Below are 21,179 nucleotides of genomic sequence, written 5' to 3'. Positions count from 1 at the left end.
AAAGATTCTAACTAGTTTTCAACACTAACCAGTTGAGCGTGAATACATATCGGGTTTACGTGCAGAGACTAGATAGAGTATTATTGAAATGCTAGTTTCATCGTCAAAACCGTATTGTTTTGCATCGTAAAGGTACCTATTTTAATAATAAAACCTCTGCCCAACTTAAAGAACAGAGGTTATTAATGCATTCAAAGAATTTGATATTACGATCGGGAAAATCGTTTAAACAAGAGACTTTTTAGTTTTCCTTTTTCCTCATCACCTTCATAATAACCATAACCATAGCCATAATTTCCATACGAAGAATAACCATACCCACTATATACAGTATCATTTAAGATCACACCAACGTTCTTTAATCGTTCATCTTTTCCAATACCATTAATATACTTCATCTGTTTTTTATTGCTATGGCCCTGACGAAGGATAAATAAGTTTACATCTGCATACTGACCAGCTAATAATCCATCAGAAACCAAGGTAACCGGCGCATTATCCAACACAATAAAATCAAAATGCTTTTTAGCCTTTTCCACAAATGCTTCAAAAACACCATTTCCGATTAATGCAGATGGATTTGGAGGCACAGGACCTGAACTTACATAGTATAAATTTGGGTATTCCGTAGGGAGTATAACATCCTCAAAACTATCATTGTTGGTTAAATAGTTGGATACGCCTTTCTTGTTATCATGATGAAAAACACTGTGCAATTTAGGTTTTCTCAGGTCACATCCTACCAACAATACTTTTTTATTATCAGTAGCCAACGTTCCTGCCAGGTTAACGGCAGTAAATGTTTTTCCCTCACCGGGGAACATGGAGTGAATGGCAAATACTTTTGGGTCTTTATTGCGGAATATATGCCTTAAGCCTACCTGAACACCTCTGAAATTCTCTGCTATTCCCGATCGGGGATTTTCCAGTACCGGTAACTCCGTTTTATATTTATTATGGGCAATTTCTCCTGCGAGCGGTACTTTGCAACCTTTTTCCAGTTCATCTTTTGACTGGATCGACTCATTAAAAAAGTCACCCAGAACAATAAATATAAACGGTATAGCCAACCCAACCAGCAAGCCTATGGCTAAGTTTCTTTTTGTTTTAGGTCCTACCTGCACTGCAGACTCTAGTCGTGCCGGGTCAAGCACGTAGGCATCCGGCACATTGGATGCTGTCGTTATGGCTGCTTCTGCCCTTTTCTCCAGCAAAAAAGTATAGAGCTCATTATTCAAGTCAAAACTCCGTTTAATATTGATTAATTGCTGCTCTGTTTTGGGTAAACCGGCCAATTCCATATTAATCCTGGAGATTCTTGTTTCCAATGCTTTTAGTTCATTTTCAGCATTGTCGAACAGGTTCTTAAGGTTTTCTTTTAACGACCGCAAAGTCGAATTGATCTCCTGATCTATCATTAAAATCCCCGGATTGTTTTCCTTGGCCACAAACGACCAATTGGATTTTCTGTTGTAAAGTTCGGTTAAACGCACCAATTGGGAGTTTAAAGAAACATCGGTAATTCCCATTACAGAAGGAGCTACTATTAAATCTGCTTTCTCGGCGCTTCCGATATAACTTTCTAAACTACGGTAATAATCTACACGTTGCTGAACCGCTGCCCTTTGCGACTCTAACCCTTCCAGTCGCTCTACCACTAAATCAGCCTCCTGACTTAGGTTAACAATTCCATGTCTTGATCTAAAATCGGTAAAATTTTTACCCGCATGATTTAAAGAATCAACTAATTGCGACAATTGAGCATCAATAAAACGAACCGTATTTTCAGATGTCCGATTCTTTTGGCTCAGTCCATAGTCTAAATATACTTCGATTAACTCGTTTAAAAAATCAACCGCTCTTGCCGGATTACCGTCCTTGACACTCAATTGTATTCCCTCAGCATCGCTATTGGCCAATTGCACGGATGTATGGCTTTGGTAATACTTGACCAATACTTCTAGATTATTAAATAAAAAGTTATATGTTCCTACCGATTTAGGCGATATCCAACTTTTTAAAGAAAAATCAGTTGAGTTTTTTATCGGAATTACGGCACCATCCTTTTTTGTAATCGTAAAATGAAAATATTTTTTGATTAGGGGAACACCGTACTCCACAATTTCTTCAAACTCCAATTCTGTATCCACACCAGCTATATTCACCTTTTGGTCCACCGTGATTTTACACAATTGCTCGGATATAGGCTCCACGTTCAATACAACCCCACTTAGGTTTATCTCTCCCGGTATTTGGTCAATAATAAAAGGGGCATCCTTATACAGACTTACATCCCTAAACATATCTTTTCTATACCAAGAAACATTCAAATTTAAACGTTGCAACGTTTGATGGTGTAAGGTATAAGATTTAAATGTTAGGAGATGGTTTTCGATATTCGTATTTCCTCCAATGCTTAAATCCTCAAACAAAGAATTCATGCCTCCACTACTCGATTCTTCATTTACCAATACTAAACCGCTCACCTCATAAGTAGGAGGTGTAGATTTGCCAATATACAACCCGATTCCCGCGCTAATGATTCCAAATATCAAAAACAGTCGCCATTTGGCCAGTAACTTAAACAAAAACTCCTTTACATTAAAGGTTTCTTCCTGTTGAAGATACTCCATTATTTCTTTTACATCACTCATATCTGATCTTACCTAATTAATGCATTTCGTTTAATTAATAACAACTTACCACCTCTTTTTTACCTAACATTTATTGTTAATTAATATAGTTTAGTAATAATATCAAGGTTGAAATCGACGACATCACCAGCGTAAAAAATGGCAAATTGATATTTAAACTTTTGTTTCTGTCCGGCTCTATGTATACCACATCATTGGGTTGAAGAAAAAAAGCTTCACTCGACATAAACCCCTCACTTTTTGTTAGATCGAGCCTATAACTTTTAATTCCATTATCTAATTGGCGAACAACCAAAACCTCTTTAATACGGCTGTATTCTGTTTCGCCATTCGCCAGACTTATGGCATCCAATACGGTAATAAAACTGTTGTAATTATAATATACTCCCGGATTTTGCACCTCCCCCATTACTGTAATTTTAAAATTCAGCAATTTAACCTTGATAGACGCTTCCTTAATATAATTATCCGCTTGTATCTGGATATGTTCCTGAACTTCTTTTAACGTCTTTCCGATAACAGATACTTTGCCTAAAATTGGCATATATACATCACCATTTGTATCCACCTGAAATCCGTTTAGATATTGACTTGATAGTTCTCCATAATTTTGTTGGGTACCACTTCCCAACCCAGTACCTCTGGAAGGATTAAATAAGGTATTTACTTCGGGATTCATCGTTTGAATATCGATGTACAAGTTGTCATTTTCTTTTATTTTATATTCGGTCGCAAGGGTAGGAATCCCTTCCTTAATCTCCATGTTATCGAGATCGGTCAGGTAGGTTAATTTTTTTTTGGTTGTACAGGAGGTGTACAAACACGCCATTAATACAATTAAGGCCAGGAAAAAATACTTATTCATACGGTAAAAATATTTATCATTTAATGAAAACATCCATCCAAAATCTCAACACCGCAAGGTAATATTTATTTATCTATATAATAATAATTAAATATTACTCTTGATTGACCGTTTTAAAACTTTGATTAATGACTGGATTTCTCAGACATTGAATATCGGGATAGCTGAACCTAACATATATTAATACAAAACCGGATAGATATCAATCTTCCCGGTTTAGCATACATCCACCTTATAATGAATGTTAATTTTTAATCAAGTTATGTGAGGAGTGATGCGCGGCATCTATGCTTATATTATTCACCTACATATTATTACAAAGATATATCTCACAAAACTAATTCCGTTTAACTCTTAAGACAGTTTGTTGGAAATGCATAGCCAATTATCATAACAAATCAGCTATAACTATTGCTTTAGCTCCGCTGACAGTACCTTCCACTAATAATCATTGTCCATCCTTGATTAACATCACTTTAAATGTTTTTAGGAAAAGCATTATATCTAATTTTAACGACCAGGTATCAATGTATTGCATGTCCATTTTCATCCATTGCTCAAAAGGGATATTGTTTCGGCCTGAAACCTGCCAGATACAAGTTATACCGGGCTTCATGCTTAACCTACGGCGCTGCCATCGCACATACTCTTCTACTTCGGCCGGCACCGGCGGACGCGGCCCTACAATACTCATCTCACCTTTTAGTACGTTGATAAACTGAGGCAATTCATCCAATGAGGTCTTACGCAGAAACCGTCCGACCCGTGTTACCCGGGGATCGTTTTTCATTTTAAAAACAGGGCCTTCCTGTTCATTTTGTTCAGTCAAGGTGTGCTTTAGATCCTCAGCATTGGTCACCATTGTTCTAAACTTTAAGCATTGAAACAGACGTCCGTTTTGACCTACCCTGGTTTGGGCGAAGAAAACAGGACCTCCATCGCCCAATTTGATCGTCAACGCAATAAGCAAAAGTACAGGTGATATAATCAACAATATTAATCCGGCCCCCAAATAATCCATCAAAGACTTCATTCTCAACGCCAAATAGTTATCCGGTGTATTCATAAAAGTTAAAAACGGGAGTTGATTAAAATAGGACAGGTGTGAACGACCACTAACCAAATTCAACAATTCGGACTGCATCCTGAAAGTAATACCTACTTCTGCACACAAACTCATCAAATCTCTTATTTTATCTTGATTGAAATCACTTTTGCAGTACATTACTTCATCCACAATTCCTTTATCTATAATCTCGGCCAAACTTTTGACTTCAGATACAACATTATATTGAGAGCCATATTTCTGCATTATTTCGGGAGCATCACATACAATACCATATATCTTATATCCCCAAGCCTTTGTTTCAATGATTCGATCAATAAAATAATCGGAATTACTATCCGCTATAATCAAAACATATCTATAATTATAGCCTCGACCTCTAAAGGCCTTCATGGTTTTAAACCCGGATATTTTATAGGCGAAAAGAGTAATGAAATTTAATAGGACAAACAGCATCATTGTCCATCTGGAAACGTGATGGAAATTTAATAAACCAATGAAGATAAACAACAAGGCAGTTCCTAACCCTACCACTGAAAAATATTCAAAAAAGATACTTGAATACATTTTAATACGGGACATTTTTCCCATTCCAAAGTGATCCAGTAGCAGGAACCATAACGGTCCGATCAAAATAAATAATATCCGGTACTCATTGTAGCCTGTTACTAAGGGCTCTATAAATGTATTTGTTCCCCACCAGGCCAGGTAAAAACAACATAGTGTGAGCAGTACCTGAAACAGTACACTCATCTTCTCGATAAAATATTCTCTTTGACGTATCATGGTTATTTGGTTTAAGTAAGGAATTATATCAAAATACTTCGAATTGTCACGAAGAGACGACAGAATGCTGCATACGCTTTATACTATGCACATAATGTTGATACATTAACTTTATCCCTTCCCTCAGATCAATCTTGTGCTTCCAGCCAAGTTCATGTATCTTTGAAGGGTCAGTGAGTTTTCGCATGGTGCCATCCGGCTTTTCCGTATCAAAGGTAATCGTTCCCTTGAATCCAATTTCTTCCTGAATTATTAGGGACAAGTCCTTTATGGTAATGTCTTTACCGGTTCCAATATTGATATGCCTGTTACGGACTTCAGGATGCGAATTAGTACGAATTTTATTCAAATTGTCGCATATTTCAGACGAATTTAGCGAGTTCATAACATCATTAAAATTTCTATTTTCCAATAAGAACACACACGCATCTGCCATATCTTCGGACCACAGGAATTCGCGCATCGGCTTTCCGGTGCCCCACAGCGCTAATGATACCGCGTTTTGCGAATCATCGCTATTGATGCTAATTCCGTATTTCTCCAATATCCCTTTAATCTCTTCTTCGCTGGCAGAACCATCGATTCCTTCTATTGGCCGACTATTACAATCTTTGCGAATAGCCTCCCAGTTATGGTCTTCCAAACACTTTGCCAAATGAATTTTTCGCACCATAGCCGGCAACACATGGGAAGTCTCCAGGTTGAAGTTATCGTTGGGACCATACAGGTTGGTGGGCATCACCGAAATAAAGTTGGTACCATACTGTAGATTATAGGACTCGCACATTTTTAAACCTGCTATTTTAGCCATGGCATAAGGCTCGTTGGTGTACTCCAAAGTATCGGTCAACAAACAATCCTCACGCATGGGTTGAGTTGCCATCTTAGGATAGATACAGGTAGAACCCAAAAACAACAGCTTTTTAACCCCATGTAAATACGACTGGTGTATCACATTGTTCTGAATCTGTAAGTTCTCGTAAATAAACTGGCCACGGTAAGTGTTGTTGGCAACAATGCCACCTACTTTAGCAGCGGCCAGGATAACATATTCCGGTTTTTCTTCCTGAAAGAACTGTTCTACAGCTAACTGATCTGTCAGGTTTAATTCCTTTGAAGTGCGATACACGATATGGGTATAGCCTTTGGCTTCAAGGTTCTTTTTTATGGCAGACCCCACAAGTCCCCGGTGGCCTGCGATATATATTTTCGAATTCTTGTCCATTTTGATGAATTGAATTATCCACTGATTTACACAGATGATATCAACGTTGTATACAGATTAAAGAATCACTCTCTTTATCTGTACTCTAGCTGTTCCAAAGTTAATCAGTAACCCTAATTTTATACCTGTTGCTTTCAAATAATTTAAAACTTGCGCTATATGATCATCAGTAAGTGATTCTACAGCTTTAATCTCAAGAATGATGTGATCGTAACAAATAAAATCGGCGATATAATACTTGCTCAGCTTCCTTTCTTTAAAAAACACATCCAACTTCTTCTCTTTCTCAAAAGGAATATTTCTATCTGACAGCTCGTACTTTAAAGCTTCCTGATATACTGCCTTTAAAAAACCATGCCCTAGCTGATTCTGCACTTCATAGCACGCACCTATAATTTGTTTGGTTAATTCAGAATGTAAATATCCCTTATCAGGTTTCATTTGTTTCAATTATTGTCTACAAAAATACTTGAGTAAATCTGTAGATTTATCAGTGAACATCTGTGGACGACTATTCGAAGTAATTCAATGTTTGATAACCTCCTTCTTTTAGGTAGGCATCTTTCTTGAACAACTTAATGTCTGACCGCATCATATCCTCTACCAAACCCGCTAAATCATATTCAGGTTTCCAATCTAATGTAGTATTCGATTTGGTTGGGTCTCCAATCAACAATTCTACTTCTGTTGGGCGGAAATATTGTGGATCAACACTAACAAAAACCTTTTCTTCGCTAACACAAGCTTTAATATGAGCAAGGTATTTTTCACCTACCCTCTCAATAAACAAAGCTTCATCCACTCCTATCAGGTGCCCTGTTTCTTCTGCATCTTTGCCCCTGAATTCAATATATAATCCAGCCTCTTTTCCTGCCAGTAAAATAAAATCGCGTATGGTAGTTGTAATACCGGTAGCAATTACGTAATCCGATGGTTTATCTTGCTGAAGAATAGCGTGCATCGCCCTCACATAATCCTTGGCATGACCCCAGTCGCGTTTTGAACTTAAGTTACCCATATATACTCTATCCTGCATTCCTAAAGCAATACGGCTCATGGCACGTGTTACCTTACGTGTTACAAAAGTCTCCCCACGAATAGGTGACTCGTGGTTAAACAAGATACCGTTAGAAGCATGCATATCGTAAGCTTCACGATAATTAACGGTAATCCAATAGGCATACATCTTAGCCACAGCATAGGGAGAACGGGGGTAAAACGGCGTGGTTTCCTTTTGTGGAACTTCTTGCACCAAACCGTATAACTCCGATGTGGAAGCCTGGTAAATACGCGTTTTCTGCGTTAAGCCCAGTAACCTAACGGCTTCGAGTATGCGCAGCGTTCCTATACCGTCCGCATTAGCAGTATATTCCGGTGTATCGAAACTTACTTTTACGTGACTCATCGCAGCCAGGTTGTAAATTTCATCTGGTTGAACCTCCTGAATAATACGGGTCAGGTTCATACTATCGGTCATATCGCCATAGTGCAAAATAAAATTACGGTTCTCTACGTGAGGATCCTGATATAAATGATCGATACGATCGGTATTAAACATCGACGATCTACGTTTTACACCATGAACAACATAGTCCATTTTTAATAAATACTCTGCCAGGTAGGCACCATCCTGTCCGGTAACCCCAGTGATTAAAGCAACTTTTTGAGACATTTTATTTCTTGATTAATTTTTTTTATTTTACTATTTGGCCAGTAGCCTGACGATGAAGGCAAACAACCATGAATCTCTTAGCTCAAGTTTTTATCTACTTGAGTTTCCTCAGTTTTTTCATCCCTATTATCTATTTTCGATTTCCTTTTGGGCTTTTTCGAATCCATTTTCTGCGCCAACATTTCATAATGCGCATTGAAATTTAAATCTGCTGCAGTTCCCATCTCATTTTTATTTGATTGAACTACCTTTTGTATCACCATTTCTTCAGATGAGAAATCCCTCAAATTCATTTTTTGCAACATCATATCAACAAAAATCACTGGGGAACTTATAAAATAACGATGGAACATTCTTTTTGGTTCTTTCAAAAATCGACCAAACCACTCTAACTTATAATTGATCATCCAATCTGCCGGTCTTTCTTTAGTTCCTGCATAGAAATCGAACACAGCTCCTATTGAACAAATCACTTTGGCATTTAACTTATCTTTATTAATATGTACCCATTTCTCTTGCTTAGGAGCTGTCATTCCAACAAACAAAACATCCGGTTCAAACATATTTACCACATTGCACATCAATTTTGTATCACCCGTTGAAAACTCTGACACATAAGGAGGGGAATATACTCCAACATTTACATTTGGGTATTCCTTTTTCAACCGGTTCTTAATTAATTGCAAGGTCTTTAGCTGAGCCCCTAAAAAGAAACATGATCCACCCTTACTATTTAGCTCTTTTAGCAAGTGAATACAGATATCGTAACCAGCTATCTTTCTAATAGAGCTACCATGCAACATTTTAGCCCCTAAAACTACCGCCTCTCCATCAGGCAAAAGAATATCCGAATCATGCAAAGCCCGCCGAAATACGCTATCTCTTTTTGCAACACTATAGGAATGTCCGTTTAAGGTGTTGATAATCATTTTTCCCAAGGAAGTAAGTTCACCTAACTCCCCCCCGTAAACATGATAGCCCAAAACTTCTGTATCAGTTAAATGCATAGCCTAAATTTTTAGAGATTTCTTTTTGCCGATTACGTCCCCGTAATATTTATAATAAAGGGAAATCGACATTCCTATGGAAAGACTATTTTCATTAAAATATCTTTCTCCTCATTTTCTGTTGTAATCAACAGCCTAAAGCAAATACCTTTTTTGGTAACAAGATCCTAAACTTTCAGATAAACCCCTATATTTAATTATGATATAATTAAGATAACCCTATATTTAATTAAAATACCCCTATCTGAATTATGATCTAAAATTATGAAATAGTTTTCACGTAAAAAGGTTAACAAATGTCATTGTTGACGATATTGAAGCTTTGTTTGATTAACGTGAAAAAATAGCAGACCATTTTATCCTATTTAGCTTTTCACTGACCGCACCCCCCGACAATTGCTAACAAACCTTAAATACTAAATTAAATCAGACAAACAACCCCCTAAAAAAACACAACCAACCTTTCAATAACATGAATTTAACACGCGATTAACAATCCTCAATGAATACACTCATTGTACAGCCGGATCAAATTTTGCGCATAAATTTCCGGGTTATAAAATTTACCTAAATCATTTGCTTTTGTGTACTTAAGTACCTGTTCAGATGCATCTAAAAATTATTTTTTAGAATTTTATCACTTTGTATAGGCATCAAAACGAATCTCATAAATAATTGCACACACTTTTATATATTGAGATCAATTCTTTCGCATTCATTAATCTATCATGTCGCTCAGAAGCAATATTTCGACTGTTTATTGAAAGTCTTTCAGCAAGATTATTATCTGAAAATATATTACAGACCGCCTTGGCTAACATTTCATATTCCTCATAACGATACACTAACCCGGTTTCTCCATCTTTGACCATATCCAACACTCCACCCACATGTGATGAAACACTTGGCACGCCAAGCAATTGAGCTTCCCCAAGTGAATTTGGACTATTTTCTATTATTGAAGGACATACAAAAACGTGAGCATTTAAATATTTATCTACCATCTCTTCTTCCGTAAGTATACCCAGAAATTCAATTTTACTATCTTTATTACTTTGTTTCAGTAATTTGTTAATATAGTTTCCAAATCCATTTTTACGCCATCCTATATTAAAAAAATCATGTCCGGCAACGTAAACCTTTGTATCTGGATATTCTTTTTGAATTAGAGGTAATGCTTTAATCACTTGCTGAATACCCTTAATCGGATAATGTGCTTGACTTAAAAAAATGGTATGAGGTTGGCAATTTTTTAACGCCCATTTTTTATTGTAAAATGATTCCCTTAGCGTTTCATTGCAAAAATGATATTTGGCTTCCGGATTTATTGCCCAACAATGAGCCCTATCCCAACTTGTCCTTCCAATTACGTGACCAACATTTCTGAGTAATCGAATCTCCCTGGTCCCACGCCTTTTCATATTTTTCTTTTGGTTAAAAGCAAAGTCCCAACGTATTATATCCCTTAATGTCGTACTTTTTAATAAGTGACTCAGCTTTATTCCACCAAAATAATATTTTTCAATTACACTTACCAGACCTTGTATAGAAACAACAACTGCGTGGCTGCCACAAGCTTTAACATACGATAAACCGTACTCATATTCTGTTCCTTGCACATGTACTACTACAGGTTTAAAGCTGTCTTTTATATACTTCCAATCATTTTCTTGGTTCTTTTGCTTTGGTAATAAAAAATAAGTAATGTTATTAATTTTCTTTTCAATAAAAACTTTACCTGTGTAATACGTTGCTACAGCAAGTTCCATTTCATCGTTTAAATCTAATATTGCCTTGGCCCCGGCGTATACCCATCCTTGCGCAAAATACTCAACACTGCCAATTTCTTTGCTGATTGCAGGAAAAAGCGTATTTGTAATCCATAATACTTTCATAAACTTAGCTATTCTATCATTTGCCAATATTACAAGTTTTAAAAAAAATATTGACCTTCATATTCTTACGGAATCAATTATTAAACATATTAAAAAGCTTGGACACTAACAGTATTTAACAATCGCATAAAACATCAATAACAAATTGATCCTGTATTTGATGTAAGTGATGAGTAGCTCTTACTCCTTCCGAAAACCCAGCTTCAATACCTGACAAATGCTTTTCCTCATAGTTTTCCAAATTTAACTTATTGATCACATTTAGATTTAATCCATACCCGTACACACCTCTAATATTTAACTGGCTTGGCCTAATAAATTTATTTTCATGTCTGAAGATAGCACCTCCATTTCTTCCTGTTCTCGAATCTGTAATTACAGGGTTCAAGGAATGACTGGATATCTCTTCTAATTTCAAGGAGGATATTTTATAGATATATAAATTACAAAAAAATTCATCGCCTTTATTTACAAACAGCCAGCTTTGAGAATCTGTATCTTTATAATAGATGGTGTCAACAATTGCTTCTCCTTCAAAGGCTGTTGAATACAATTCCCATTGATCAGGGAACTTGATACATCTATATATTTCAAGACGATTCGCTTCATTCGTTTCCGGGATCATAAAAATCTCATTGCCCTCATGAAAAATAAACGGATATGAAAGATGATAATCCTTTGTTAGAACATCTACCACATCAACAACCTTACCCCCGGACAATTTACCACAAGATATTTTTCCCAATCCGTCCTTATAAGGGAAATTTTCAAAAAAAACATACTTCTCACCTTGGTGATAAAATAAAAATGGATCCGCCCAAAACTCACCTGCCGGAAGCTGTATTGGCTTAAGTTTTTTTAATTCTGTGTCTAAAAAATTCCCTTGCCCCAGCATTAATGTCCAACGTGCTCCCTTACTCTTCGAAAATTTTGATTTTATTTTACCCAATCTCCCTTTAAAATAAGTAAAACAAAATTTAATCATATACCCCAAAAAATCCTTTATGAGCAAACGATTATCTATCGTTCGTTGCAATTCCTTCCTTAAATCCGGAGCCCTCTTTAATAACCTTATGTTTTTTAGAAGTACATCTGATGAATTCCTATATATATAGGACTTATTTTTCCACATAGACCAGTGTTTATTATAGGCACACTGATCAATTATGGTATCATTATTTATCCCCGAATTCATTTTTAACAAGGTAATATTCAAAAATGGGATATCGCTTATTGCTTCTCGTACACCTGCTACGCAATTATTATACCTATCCTTATGATGAAAACACCATATCCCAAATTTCGAAACGTTAAACACCTCACCTTCAAGCCTGTTAAAACCGTGTTGTAACACAATATCCAACTGATAATCCCTAATTAAAGAACAATCCTTTTTATCAAAATAGTCTAACTGACCATTCCTCTTAGGAAATAGATCAACACGATCAACAGATTTCAATTTTTCTATTGTTTCTTTTCGATTTGAAAAAGAATCGTGCTTAAAAAAAAATGCTTCAATCCAATATTGAATCATCGACAATCCTATCACAATGATTTGAGAAAACTTTAATTTGCGGCCAGAATAATTGAAATTGCGCTTGTTATTTTTTCGGCCATCAACAATTAGAAGACTAAAATCAATATCTCTACTGTTTAATAACTCATTAAAAATTCGTAATTCCCAATTCTTTAAACGGTCTAAATCATCAATGAATGCGCCTACCTTAATTATGTTCATTTGTTTGTTTTTCATTCAATTGTCAAATGGATCTCACTGTAAACCTTAACTCACCTTCCCTATCCTGAACAGGTCATTAAGCTTATATGTAATTTTGAAGGTTAAAATTTTCAAAAACCATCGATACTATTTTTTAATTAAAGACTGATATAACGCTATTAAAGACTTATAATAAATGTCCGGAGTATACAAGTCTTGCAGTTTTTTATAACCATTTTTACCAAACCCTCTCGCAATGTTTGGATTATCATATAAATATTCGATCTTATTAGCCAAATCCTTAACGTTTCCCGGATCGAATAACAAACCATTGAAATTATCTTCAACAATTTCAGGAAAGCCAGCCATATTAGGCGCGATTATGGGTAGGGAATAATTCATGGCTTCGGGAAAGACCATTGGGAATCCTTCATACCAAATGCTACTTAGCAAATATAAATAAGCATGATTGTAAAAGAGCTTTAACTCCTCTTTATCAAGCATTCCAACCAATTCAACATTTTCCGGTTTATCAGGCAAATTATACCCTTCACGCACAGCACCCGCCAATTTAAATTGAATGTGAGGTAGTTTATTAGCTGTATCAAACAACAAACCTATACCCTTTTCCGGGCTAATTCTTCCTGCAAATGCCACGTATTTCCTTTTCTCACCTTCTGACCTTACACGGTTTATCAAACCATTGTACATATTTGGAATTACCTGAATCTTTTCAGGATCAAATCCAGCATTTATCAGTTTTTGCTTTTGAAACTGGGTTAAACAGGCGAAAGCATCAATATTATTTAAGTAATATTTTTTTTTTCTTGCCCACCAGTTTCTCAATGCATACCCTATACTTTTGTAATATGAACCTTCACAATTCCGTTTTATACAGTTGAACTCTTTCCCATCAGCAGTACATGCCTCACAAATACTCCCTTGACTGAAAAACAAGCCGTTGGGACAGGACAACCTATAATTATGAACGGTCATTACTACAGGCACACCCGTTTTTTTTATTACGGGCAACACAGCCGGTGATATCAAAGGGAACAGGTTGTGAACATGCACAATATCAGGCTTCTCCAAACGCATTTGACCTTTAATAGCTTTAATGCTTCTGGGATTATAAAAAGCAGTAAAGAAAGAAATGATTTTACCTAAACGCATGTTCTCTATCTCAGAACTTTTTCGATAATAAGTAATTACTTCGTGCCCTTGCTTTTTTAACAAATCAACCTGAGCATAAACTACTGATTCTTCACCGCTGTGCTTGCTATAATGGTTATGGATGATTAAGATTTTCATATACTCAAATTTTCTTTCATTTATAATAAGAAACGCACCAGGAATATCAATCATTTATTAATGTAAGAACAACATATTTATCGCAAATTGAAAATAGACCATTTAAGACTAAAGAATTCTACTATGAAAACTGTCATATACATCTGCATATGCCAAGGCCATCTGTGTTACCGAGAATTTCGCGGACGCAAAAGAAAAAGCCTTCTCCTTTAGCTCCTCTCTTTCGATTCTTTTACCTTTAATATCATACAGTAACTCAAGCAGACTATTTTCGTCCTCAGAGGTAAAAAACAGAGGCCAATCATTAGGTAATGTGTCTTTCAAGCCATCCACTTTAGATGCGATTACCGGAATTTTTGCCAAAGAAGCTTCTATTGACATTAAAACCAGGCCTTCGAATCTAGACGGCATTAAAACATAATCAAAAGCATGTATTTTATTTGCTATTCCTATAATTGGAGGATATAATTTAATATTACTTTCCAAATTGGCCAGTTGTTCAACTTGACTTTTATACGTTCCATCTCCAATAAAATAGAAACAGAAAGTGTTTTTAAGATTAATATTATTTTTTTTGAAAAAAGAAATTAAAAAATCAATTCCTTTTTGTTGCTCCAAACGACCGCAAATCGCAATATTAATTTTATCACTACTTAAATTTAATCCAAGCGCACTATTCTTTGGTACCGCACATCCGTTATATATTGTATTTTGGTGCGGACTTTCACCTAACCCTAACTCACCTCTGCTTTTTTTATAGGCCAGCAGCGCAGCATCCGAAACACCAATAACATAATCATTGGTATAAACTTTCTCAACTAATTTACCAATTCCTTTATATGTGGGCCACAATTCCGTATTATGAATAGACCTAACCACATTTAAACTTTTCGACTTATGCTTACCTAAGATCCTTAAAGCCACAGATAAAACAAAATCCGGTAAATCGGTATGGGCATGGATAACTTTAGGCTTTTCTTTTTTCACTAAGGCATATAGCTTAAAAGGGGAAAATATGAGGCTTTTTCTTTTGCTAAGTTTTGACAGAGAAATAATTTTTATATTTTTTTCTTTCAACTCTTTCTTTTTGTTTGCAGCAAAAATATTTCTCGAGGAAAACAGTTCTACGATCGTAAAATCATATTTCTCCGGATATAGTCTTGTGCATTCCTCAATGATATTATATGCAACCACCTCAGCTCCTCCTAATTGAACAGAAGTAATTAGATGAAATATTTTAATCACGACCTTCAATTTTCAGACTGTTTTCTACTGCTATTTTTATTTGTCGTGCCTGATTAATCGGATTATAAAGTGTTTGAATCTTTTCGAAACAAAAGTTCTTTGTTGTTTCTTTGTTATAACCAGACTTTATATAGCCCAAAAACCTACTTAACATATCGTTATAGTCACCATATTTAAAAAGAACACCTGTTTTTCCATCTTCAATAGCCTCTACTTCGGGGTTTTGAAAAGCAAAATTATCATGTGTCATCACCGGAACCCCGTATCCCAATGAATGAATACAGTTTAAACCTACATTACCGGGAGATACCATTAAATCCGACATGGCAAAATAATGGGCTATATCTTCTTCTTTATATACTGCACCCGCAAAATGTATTTGATCCATGAGATTATTGTTTAACACCTCCGTTTTCAAAGACTCCTGTTCTTCTCCGGTACCAATAATAATACAGTTCACATCCAACCCTTTTCTTTTTAAATCAACACATAATTGAATTACTTCGTTTACCTTTTTCCTTTTTACCAGTCGACCTATAAAAATCAACGTAAACGAGTCTGGATTGACAAAATATTTTGATTTAGATTGATAGATATCCTCCCCATTAATTTTTTTCAACTCATTTTGTTGTAAATCAGGCCGCAGCGAATTATAAATTACCGTGAGCGTTTCCGGTCTAAACCCCAGGTCAATCATTACATTTCTCTGCGTATGCCCATACAAGATATTCCCACTTGCCAAATACTTAAAAAACAACAATCTAATTCTTAGTTTCAATCCGTGATCAATTCCCTTGAACCCATGCGACCATAACAACGCTTTTTTTCTAAAGAATTTACACAGAATCAAAAAAAACCAGACAGGAACGTGTGAAATTGCTCCATCTAGTATGAATACTTGATGCTTCGACGAAATGATTCTCCAAACAATACCTTTCTGCCATAATAATAGTGAAGGCTTATAAAAAATGGTTGGGGCTAATTTAAGCTTACCCAATTGACTCAGCCTACCCCAATCGGCTAATTTTATTCCTTCTTGTTCTTTATTGCCGCTATAAAAAGTAATATCGAAATCCTTATCGTCTTTTAAAAGTTCTTTAAACACCCCTGAACGATATGCCGGCAAGTACTTGTAAACGAATGCTACATCAATCATACGATTATAAATAAAAGTTTGTGTTTTAAACTCCTTCCATGTTTAATACCTTGGCAGGAATGCCTCCTACAATTCCTGTTTTATACTGAACACGTATTAACATGACAAAAGCGATAGGGTATAAAAATTTTAAAATATTCTGACTTGTTTTTAAATAAGTTCCAATTCTAAACCAAAAAGTAACCTTAAACGATGCGTTTGTGACCAAACGCTTAAGCATAAAACCAACGGAAGTCTTAGAGTTTAACCTTTGAAGATCCGATCTAATTAATTGAATAGTATTCATTAAAAAAGCAATTAAATTTAAACTTCGGTCTAGTAAATATAAGACATTATTATTTTACCAACCTTGAATATAACCTTGGAGACATTACTTTACAATATGCCTTGGCTGCATAGACAACCCACTTCCACCCCCAAAATTTTTTTCTAAAAACCAGATATTCTTTAAAATTCAATCCTCTGGGAGAATATAGTAGTTTAAAACGTTTAATTATAGGTGTATTAGGATTACTCCACGCAGGAGTTCCTTCATTTGGAGGACATGTAGCAATATAATGAGGAGTAGTGCAACATTTAAAGCCCACTTTTTGGGCGCTTAATCCGTAATCAAAATCACCCATACCATGTGTGTAGTCTAAAGAATTCATGCCAACTTTATTGTATACTTCTTTTGGAATAAGCACAAAATTTCCGTTAATATACTTACACTCCTGTATTTCTCCATTAGGAATAACGGAACCATTTTCAGTTCTGCCTCCATAAGAAAACTCGGCACTTCTTTCTTCCTTCCTGCATGCTGCCGTAACAATACCTTCTCCCAGATTAGCTTTAATATGATTATAACAATTAAATAACCGCTCCAATCCGTCCGGATCAATTATTGTGTCGTCATTGAGCCACACATAAAAATCAAATGCTTTCATTTTTACCGCGCTCTCCCATGCTAAACGCATACCTTTATTCCAAAATAAGTTACCCGTACCTGGCACTATATTCACGTCCGGAAAGTTTTTATTTATAGCATCCGACGTGCCATCTGTTGACCCATCATCGACTAAAAACACCTCTAAAGTCATACAATCCGGACACTTGGCACGATAAAAGGCGCTTAGACACTTGAGCGTTAGATCTTTTCGATTGTGACAAGTAAGCAAAATTGCTACCTTTTGCATCATAAATAATAATTAATCCTCTTTAATAAAAAAACTTAAGCTCCTACGCCTTAGTTATTAACTTCGTACTTTTTCGTACTTTTTATGAACCGAGCCGGATTCCCTGCCCATATCTCATTTGCAGGTATGTTTTTAGTAACAACTGCCCCTGCTCCAACAATCGAATTTTCACCAATACACACACCTTTCAATATAGTTACATGAGCGCCTATAAAAGCGTTCCTTTTTATAATTACGGGACTGGTTTTTTTAAAATTAACATCGGCAGCAGCATCATTGCGTTCATGGGAATCTAACGAATGAAAATCCGTATCATAAATACAAACTCCCCCCCCACATTTTACGTTATCCTCCAATATTATTTGCTGTTGAGCTATTAAAGCTGTTGAGCTAATAGAAACATTGTTTCCAATAATAATTTCTCCTTTTCTTGCAACAAATATTATGCATGGTTGAGGTCTCCCAATTGGGTTGCCTTTCATTCCATTATTCATTCTAAAATTTGAACCTATTTTACAAGTAGCATTTAAAGTAACATTAATAAAAGGGATTCCATTTGAAACAACCTTGTTAAATTGAATGTTGTTACAGTAGAAAATAAAATTTACATACAACGTATTTAACCATATTCGAATATAAGTATAAAGTCGCCGTACAACCTTAAAGATTATAGTTGCTATTTTTTGCATAATTCTTTATATATAGAAACCAAATTCTGTGCGTTAATACTTCTGTCGTGACGCTGAAATGCTGTTTCACGACCATTTTCAGATAATTTTACGGCAAACGCATCATTCGAAAATATTTCACAGACTTTTTGTGCCAACATTTCAAACTCCTCGTAACGGTATGTTAATCCATTCGTGCCACTGGATATCATGTCGGCAACACCTCCAACATAAGAAGAAACGCACGGTACACCTAAAAGTTGTGCTTCCCCGACCGAGTTTGGACTATTTTCTATTGAGGATGGACAAACAAACACATGTGATTTCAAAAACCTACTCGTCATCTCATCCTCATCTAGCAAACCAGTAAATGAAAACTTACTTAAAACATTATGCTTAACAAGCAATTTGCGAATATACTTTCCATACCCGCTTATTTTAAAGCCTTTATTTAAGAAGTCGTTGCCAGCAACATAAACCCTTGTTTGCGGAAATTTATATAATATTAAGGGCAAAGCCTTTATCATCTGTTGTATACCTTTTAAAGGATAATGTGCCTGACTTAAAAAAATAGTATATTTCTCACAAGAATCCAACAGCCATTTTTTTTTATAAAAAGATTCCCTCAGGGTTTCGTTACAAAAGTGATATTTGACCTTTGGGTTAATTGCCAACGTGTGCGCATAATCCCAACTAGTTCTTCCAATAACATGGTTCACTGAAGATAACAGTTCCTTTTCTCGAAAACCACGTTTCTTCATCCTTATTTTTTGATTAAAAATGGTGTCCCTTTTAAAAATATCCCTTAATGTTATATTTTTTAATAAATCTCTCTTCGCTATACCACCTAAATAGTATTCTCCATAAGTACTTACCAACCCTTGAATTGAAACCACAACCCCTTTTGCGCCGCAAGCATTAACAAAAGGCAAACCAATAGCATATTCTGTACCATGAATATGAACAACATCAGGAAAGAAGTTGGAATTTATTTTTTCCCAATTGCATTCTAAATCTTTATTCTTGGGCAATAAAAAATATGAAATACCTTCAATGTGATAAATCAAAAGTTTTTTTCCCGGATACAATGTTGCAACACCAAGTTCAATTGAATTTTCATTTTCAAGTATTGAAGTAGCACCGGCATACATCCATCCACCAACAACAGGCTTCGGGATTTTAAGCTTTTCGCATACCTTAGGGAAAATTGTATTTGTTATCCAAAGTACCTTCATTTACAATTATCTTTAATTATGAACAATACAAAAACAGAAACCAAGATTATGAATAATACCTTAAACACAGCATTATTAAACAACTTATGAATATCTTTATTTTTGCTTCAATCTAATCTCTACGATTTAAGCTATAGCTATTAAAATTAAGAAACGTATCTACAATTCTATATTTCTTGTTAAATATACCTTGAACCCAAAACTTCACTTCCAAATCATCCATCTTTCTAAAGGATCTGGAGAAGCATATTCCAATCATCATCCATAAAACAACATAATTTAAAGTGAACAAATTGATTTCCTCAATCCATGAATAAAACCAACGAAATGCAACAAAAAGACCAATCATCTTACTAAAGATATTATTGGAACAATGAATTGCCAAATAGCTCGCCCTCCAAAAAATTAGAAAATATAAGATCACCCCGATGACGCCATTCCATAAAAAAACATTTATTACGCCAACTTCTGCTGCCAATCGTTCCGGTCTCCCAGTATTTGCCTCGGCCCAAGCGCCAAATGCTTCAGACTCGTACCCACGAGCCGGACTCCTTCCTATTAACCATGAATTATGTTTTTGAGCCGTATACAATACTTCCTCATAAATAAATGTTCTGGTATCCGCAGTTAATGGTTCTTCCACCACCTCACCTTCAAAATTTGTTTTTACTTGTTTTTGTTCTCCTAGATATTCGTCCATTTTAAAAATATTAAATATTCCTAGAACGCCTAGAGCGAATAAGATGACGGGAAGTATCATTAACTTAAACCTTAACAATAACAGTATCCATTTCGGAATTATAGAACGTGAAAAATAAATAAACATAAGAAGTAAGGGTATACCAAACTTTATTATATTGCTTCTGGCTCCAACATCAATAACAAATACAAGAAAGGTTAAAAAGAGAATCAGCACTCTCCATTTATTGGGAATATAAGGCAAAAAAATCAGTATTAAACTAATAGGGGCTAAAAAAAAACCGAACGCATCGTAATGAATAAAAGGAGATAAAATTATAAATACAATTAATCCAACATTCATAAAAACACTTAATAGTGACTGCACTTTTTTGCTATCTACAAACACGATCGTCATAAGTGGAACCATCAATTTCAGAAAATTATCAACTAATCCTTTCCAATCCCAGTATGTCTCTGCAATAAAAAAACCTCGGATAACACTAAAAATATTCCAGGCAAGGAACATATAAACCAATGTCAAGGTGTCTTTACTATTCATAACGTCAGTCTTTCGCGACTGGATAAATGTATATAAAATCAAAAATTGAAAAAACCACCAAATAGAAGTATTTGCGATTGGAAGAGTTGTGAAATTTTGTATTGAACCAATGGCAATTATTAAAAATGTATATGGTAAAAATTTTTCCTGTAATGACCTACGCATATATTTTATTTTCGATTTGATTAGAAAAAACGGTCTATACCCACCCAGTGAAAACGGCCATACCCGTTCACTTTTTTCTTAATCAGCCATGAATTTA

17 protein-coding genes are annotated in these 21,179 nt (G+C 35.3%); all 17 read right to left on the bottom strand.

Annotated features, from left to right (window positions below):
- Positions 1-206 precede the first annotated feature (206 nt).
- The 17 genes from ACRD64_RS24175 to ACRD64_RS24095 all read right to left on the bottom strand — a co-directional run bounded on the left by ACRD64_RS24175 (position 207) and on the right by ACRD64_RS24095 (position 20,917).
- A complete protein-coding gene (locus ACRD64_RS24175; protein ID WP_430937011.1) occupies positions 207-2,654 on the bottom strand; it encodes a GumC family protein in 2,448 nt (815 codons plus the stop codon).
- Between the two features lie 76 nt (positions 2,655-2,730).
- A complete protein-coding gene (locus ACRD64_RS24170; RefSeq protein WP_430937009.1) occupies positions 2,731-3,519 on the bottom strand; it encodes a polysaccharide biosynthesis/export family protein in 789 nt (262 codons plus the stop codon).
- A gap of 448 nt (positions 3,520-3,967) precedes the next feature.
- Positions 3,968-5,371, bottom strand: a complete 1,404-nt coding sequence (locus ACRD64_RS24165) for a sugar transferase (protein ID WP_430937007.1) — start codon at positions 5,369-5,371, stop codon at positions 3,968-3,970.
- 46 nt (positions 5,372-5,417) lie between these two features.
- The gene (locus ACRD64_RS24160; protein WP_430937005.1) at positions 5,418-6,596 is read right to left on the bottom strand and encodes a GDP-L-fucose synthase family protein; all 1,179 of its coding nucleotides are present in this window, start codon (positions 6,594-6,596) and stop codon (positions 5,418-5,420) included.
- Positions 6,597-6,653: 57 nt separating this feature from the next.
- Positions 6,654-7,037: a GxxExxY protein gene (locus tag ACRD64_RS24155; RefSeq protein WP_430937003.1), complete on the bottom strand. Its 384-nt coding sequence runs from the start codon at positions 7,035-7,037 to the stop codon at positions 6,654-6,656.
- A 70-nt stretch (positions 7,038-7,107) separates the two neighbouring features.
- Positions 7,108-8,268 carry a GDP-mannose 4,6-dehydratase gene (gene gmd / locus ACRD64_RS24150; protein WP_430937001.1) on the bottom strand — a complete coding sequence of 387 codons (1,161 nt, stop codon included), beginning with the start codon at positions 8,266-8,268 and terminating at the stop codon, positions 7,108-7,110.
- A 77-nt stretch (positions 8,269-8,345) separates the two neighbouring features.
- Positions 8,346-9,275 carry a WecB/TagA/CpsF family glycosyltransferase gene (locus tag ACRD64_RS24145; protein WP_430936999.1) on the bottom strand — a complete coding sequence of 310 codons (930 nt, stop codon included), beginning with the start codon at positions 9,273-9,275 and terminating at the stop codon, positions 8,346-8,348.
- 665 nt (positions 9,276-9,940) lie between these two features.
- The gene (locus tag ACRD64_RS24140) at positions 9,941-11,197 is read right to left on the bottom strand and encodes a glycosyltransferase family 4 protein (RefSeq protein ID WP_430936997.1); all 1,257 of its coding nucleotides are present in this window, start codon (positions 11,195-11,197) and stop codon (positions 9,941-9,943) included.
- Positions 11,198-11,285: 88 nt separating this feature from the next.
- Complete coding sequence (locus ACRD64_RS24135) at positions 11,286-12,908, bottom strand: glucosamine inositolphosphorylceramide transferase family protein (RefSeq protein ID WP_430936995.1); 1,623 nt, start codon at positions 12,906-12,908, stop codon at positions 11,286-11,288.
- 126 nt (positions 12,909-13,034) lie between these two features.
- Positions 13,035-14,198, bottom strand: coding sequence for a glycosyltransferase family 4 protein (locus ACRD64_RS24130; protein WP_430936993.1), 1,164 nt, complete (start codon positions 14,196-14,198; stop codon positions 13,035-13,037).
- Between the two features lie 108 nt (positions 14,199-14,306).
- Complete coding sequence (locus ACRD64_RS24125; protein ID WP_430936991.1) at positions 14,307-15,443, bottom strand: glycosyltransferase family 4 protein; 1,137 nt, start codon at positions 15,441-15,443, stop codon at positions 14,307-14,309.
- The gene (locus ACRD64_RS24120) at positions 15,436-16,599 is read right to left on the bottom strand and encodes a glycosyltransferase (protein ID WP_430936989.1); all 1,164 of its coding nucleotides are present in this window, start codon (positions 16,597-16,599) and stop codon (positions 15,436-15,438) included. Before ACRD64_RS24120 ends, ACRD64_RS24125 begins: the two co-directional genes overlap by 8 nt.
- Positions 16,600-16,624: 25 nt before the next feature.
- Positions 16,625-16,885 carry a hypothetical protein gene (locus ACRD64_RS24115; RefSeq protein ID WP_430936987.1) on the bottom strand — a complete coding sequence of 87 codons (261 nt, stop codon included), beginning with the start codon at positions 16,883-16,885 and terminating at the stop codon, positions 16,625-16,627.
- A gap of 49 nt (positions 16,886-16,934) precedes the next feature.
- A complete protein-coding gene (locus ACRD64_RS24110; protein ID WP_430936985.1) occupies positions 16,935-17,777 on the bottom strand; it encodes a glycosyltransferase family 2 protein in 843 nt (280 codons plus the stop codon).
- Positions 17,778-17,824: 47 nt separating this feature from the next.
- A complete protein-coding gene (locus ACRD64_RS24105) occupies positions 17,825-18,463 on the bottom strand; it encodes an acyltransferase (RefSeq protein ID WP_430936983.1) in 639 nt (212 codons plus the stop codon).
- Entirely contained in the window at positions 18,451-19,677 is a 1,227-nt protein-coding gene (locus ACRD64_RS24100; RefSeq protein WP_430936981.1) for a glycosyltransferase family 4 protein, read from the bottom strand. Before ACRD64_RS24100 ends, ACRD64_RS24105 begins: the two co-directional genes overlap by 13 nt.
- A 112-nt stretch (positions 19,678-19,789) precedes the next feature.
- Positions 19,790-20,917 (bottom strand): hypothetical protein, encoded by a 1,128-nt coding sequence (locus tag ACRD64_RS24095; RefSeq protein WP_430936979.1) that lies wholly within the window; start codon positions 20,915-20,917, stop codon positions 19,790-19,792.
- Positions 20,918-21,179: the final 262 nt, after the last annotated feature.

The organism is Saccharicrinis sp. 156 (assembly GCF_050589685.1).
Classification (GTDB): domain Bacteria; phylum Bacteroidota; class Bacteroidia; order Bacteroidales; family Marinilabiliaceae; genus Saccharicrinis.
Note: the sequence above shows the minus strand (reverse complement) of the source record. Positions and strands in the feature narration are given on the sequence as shown.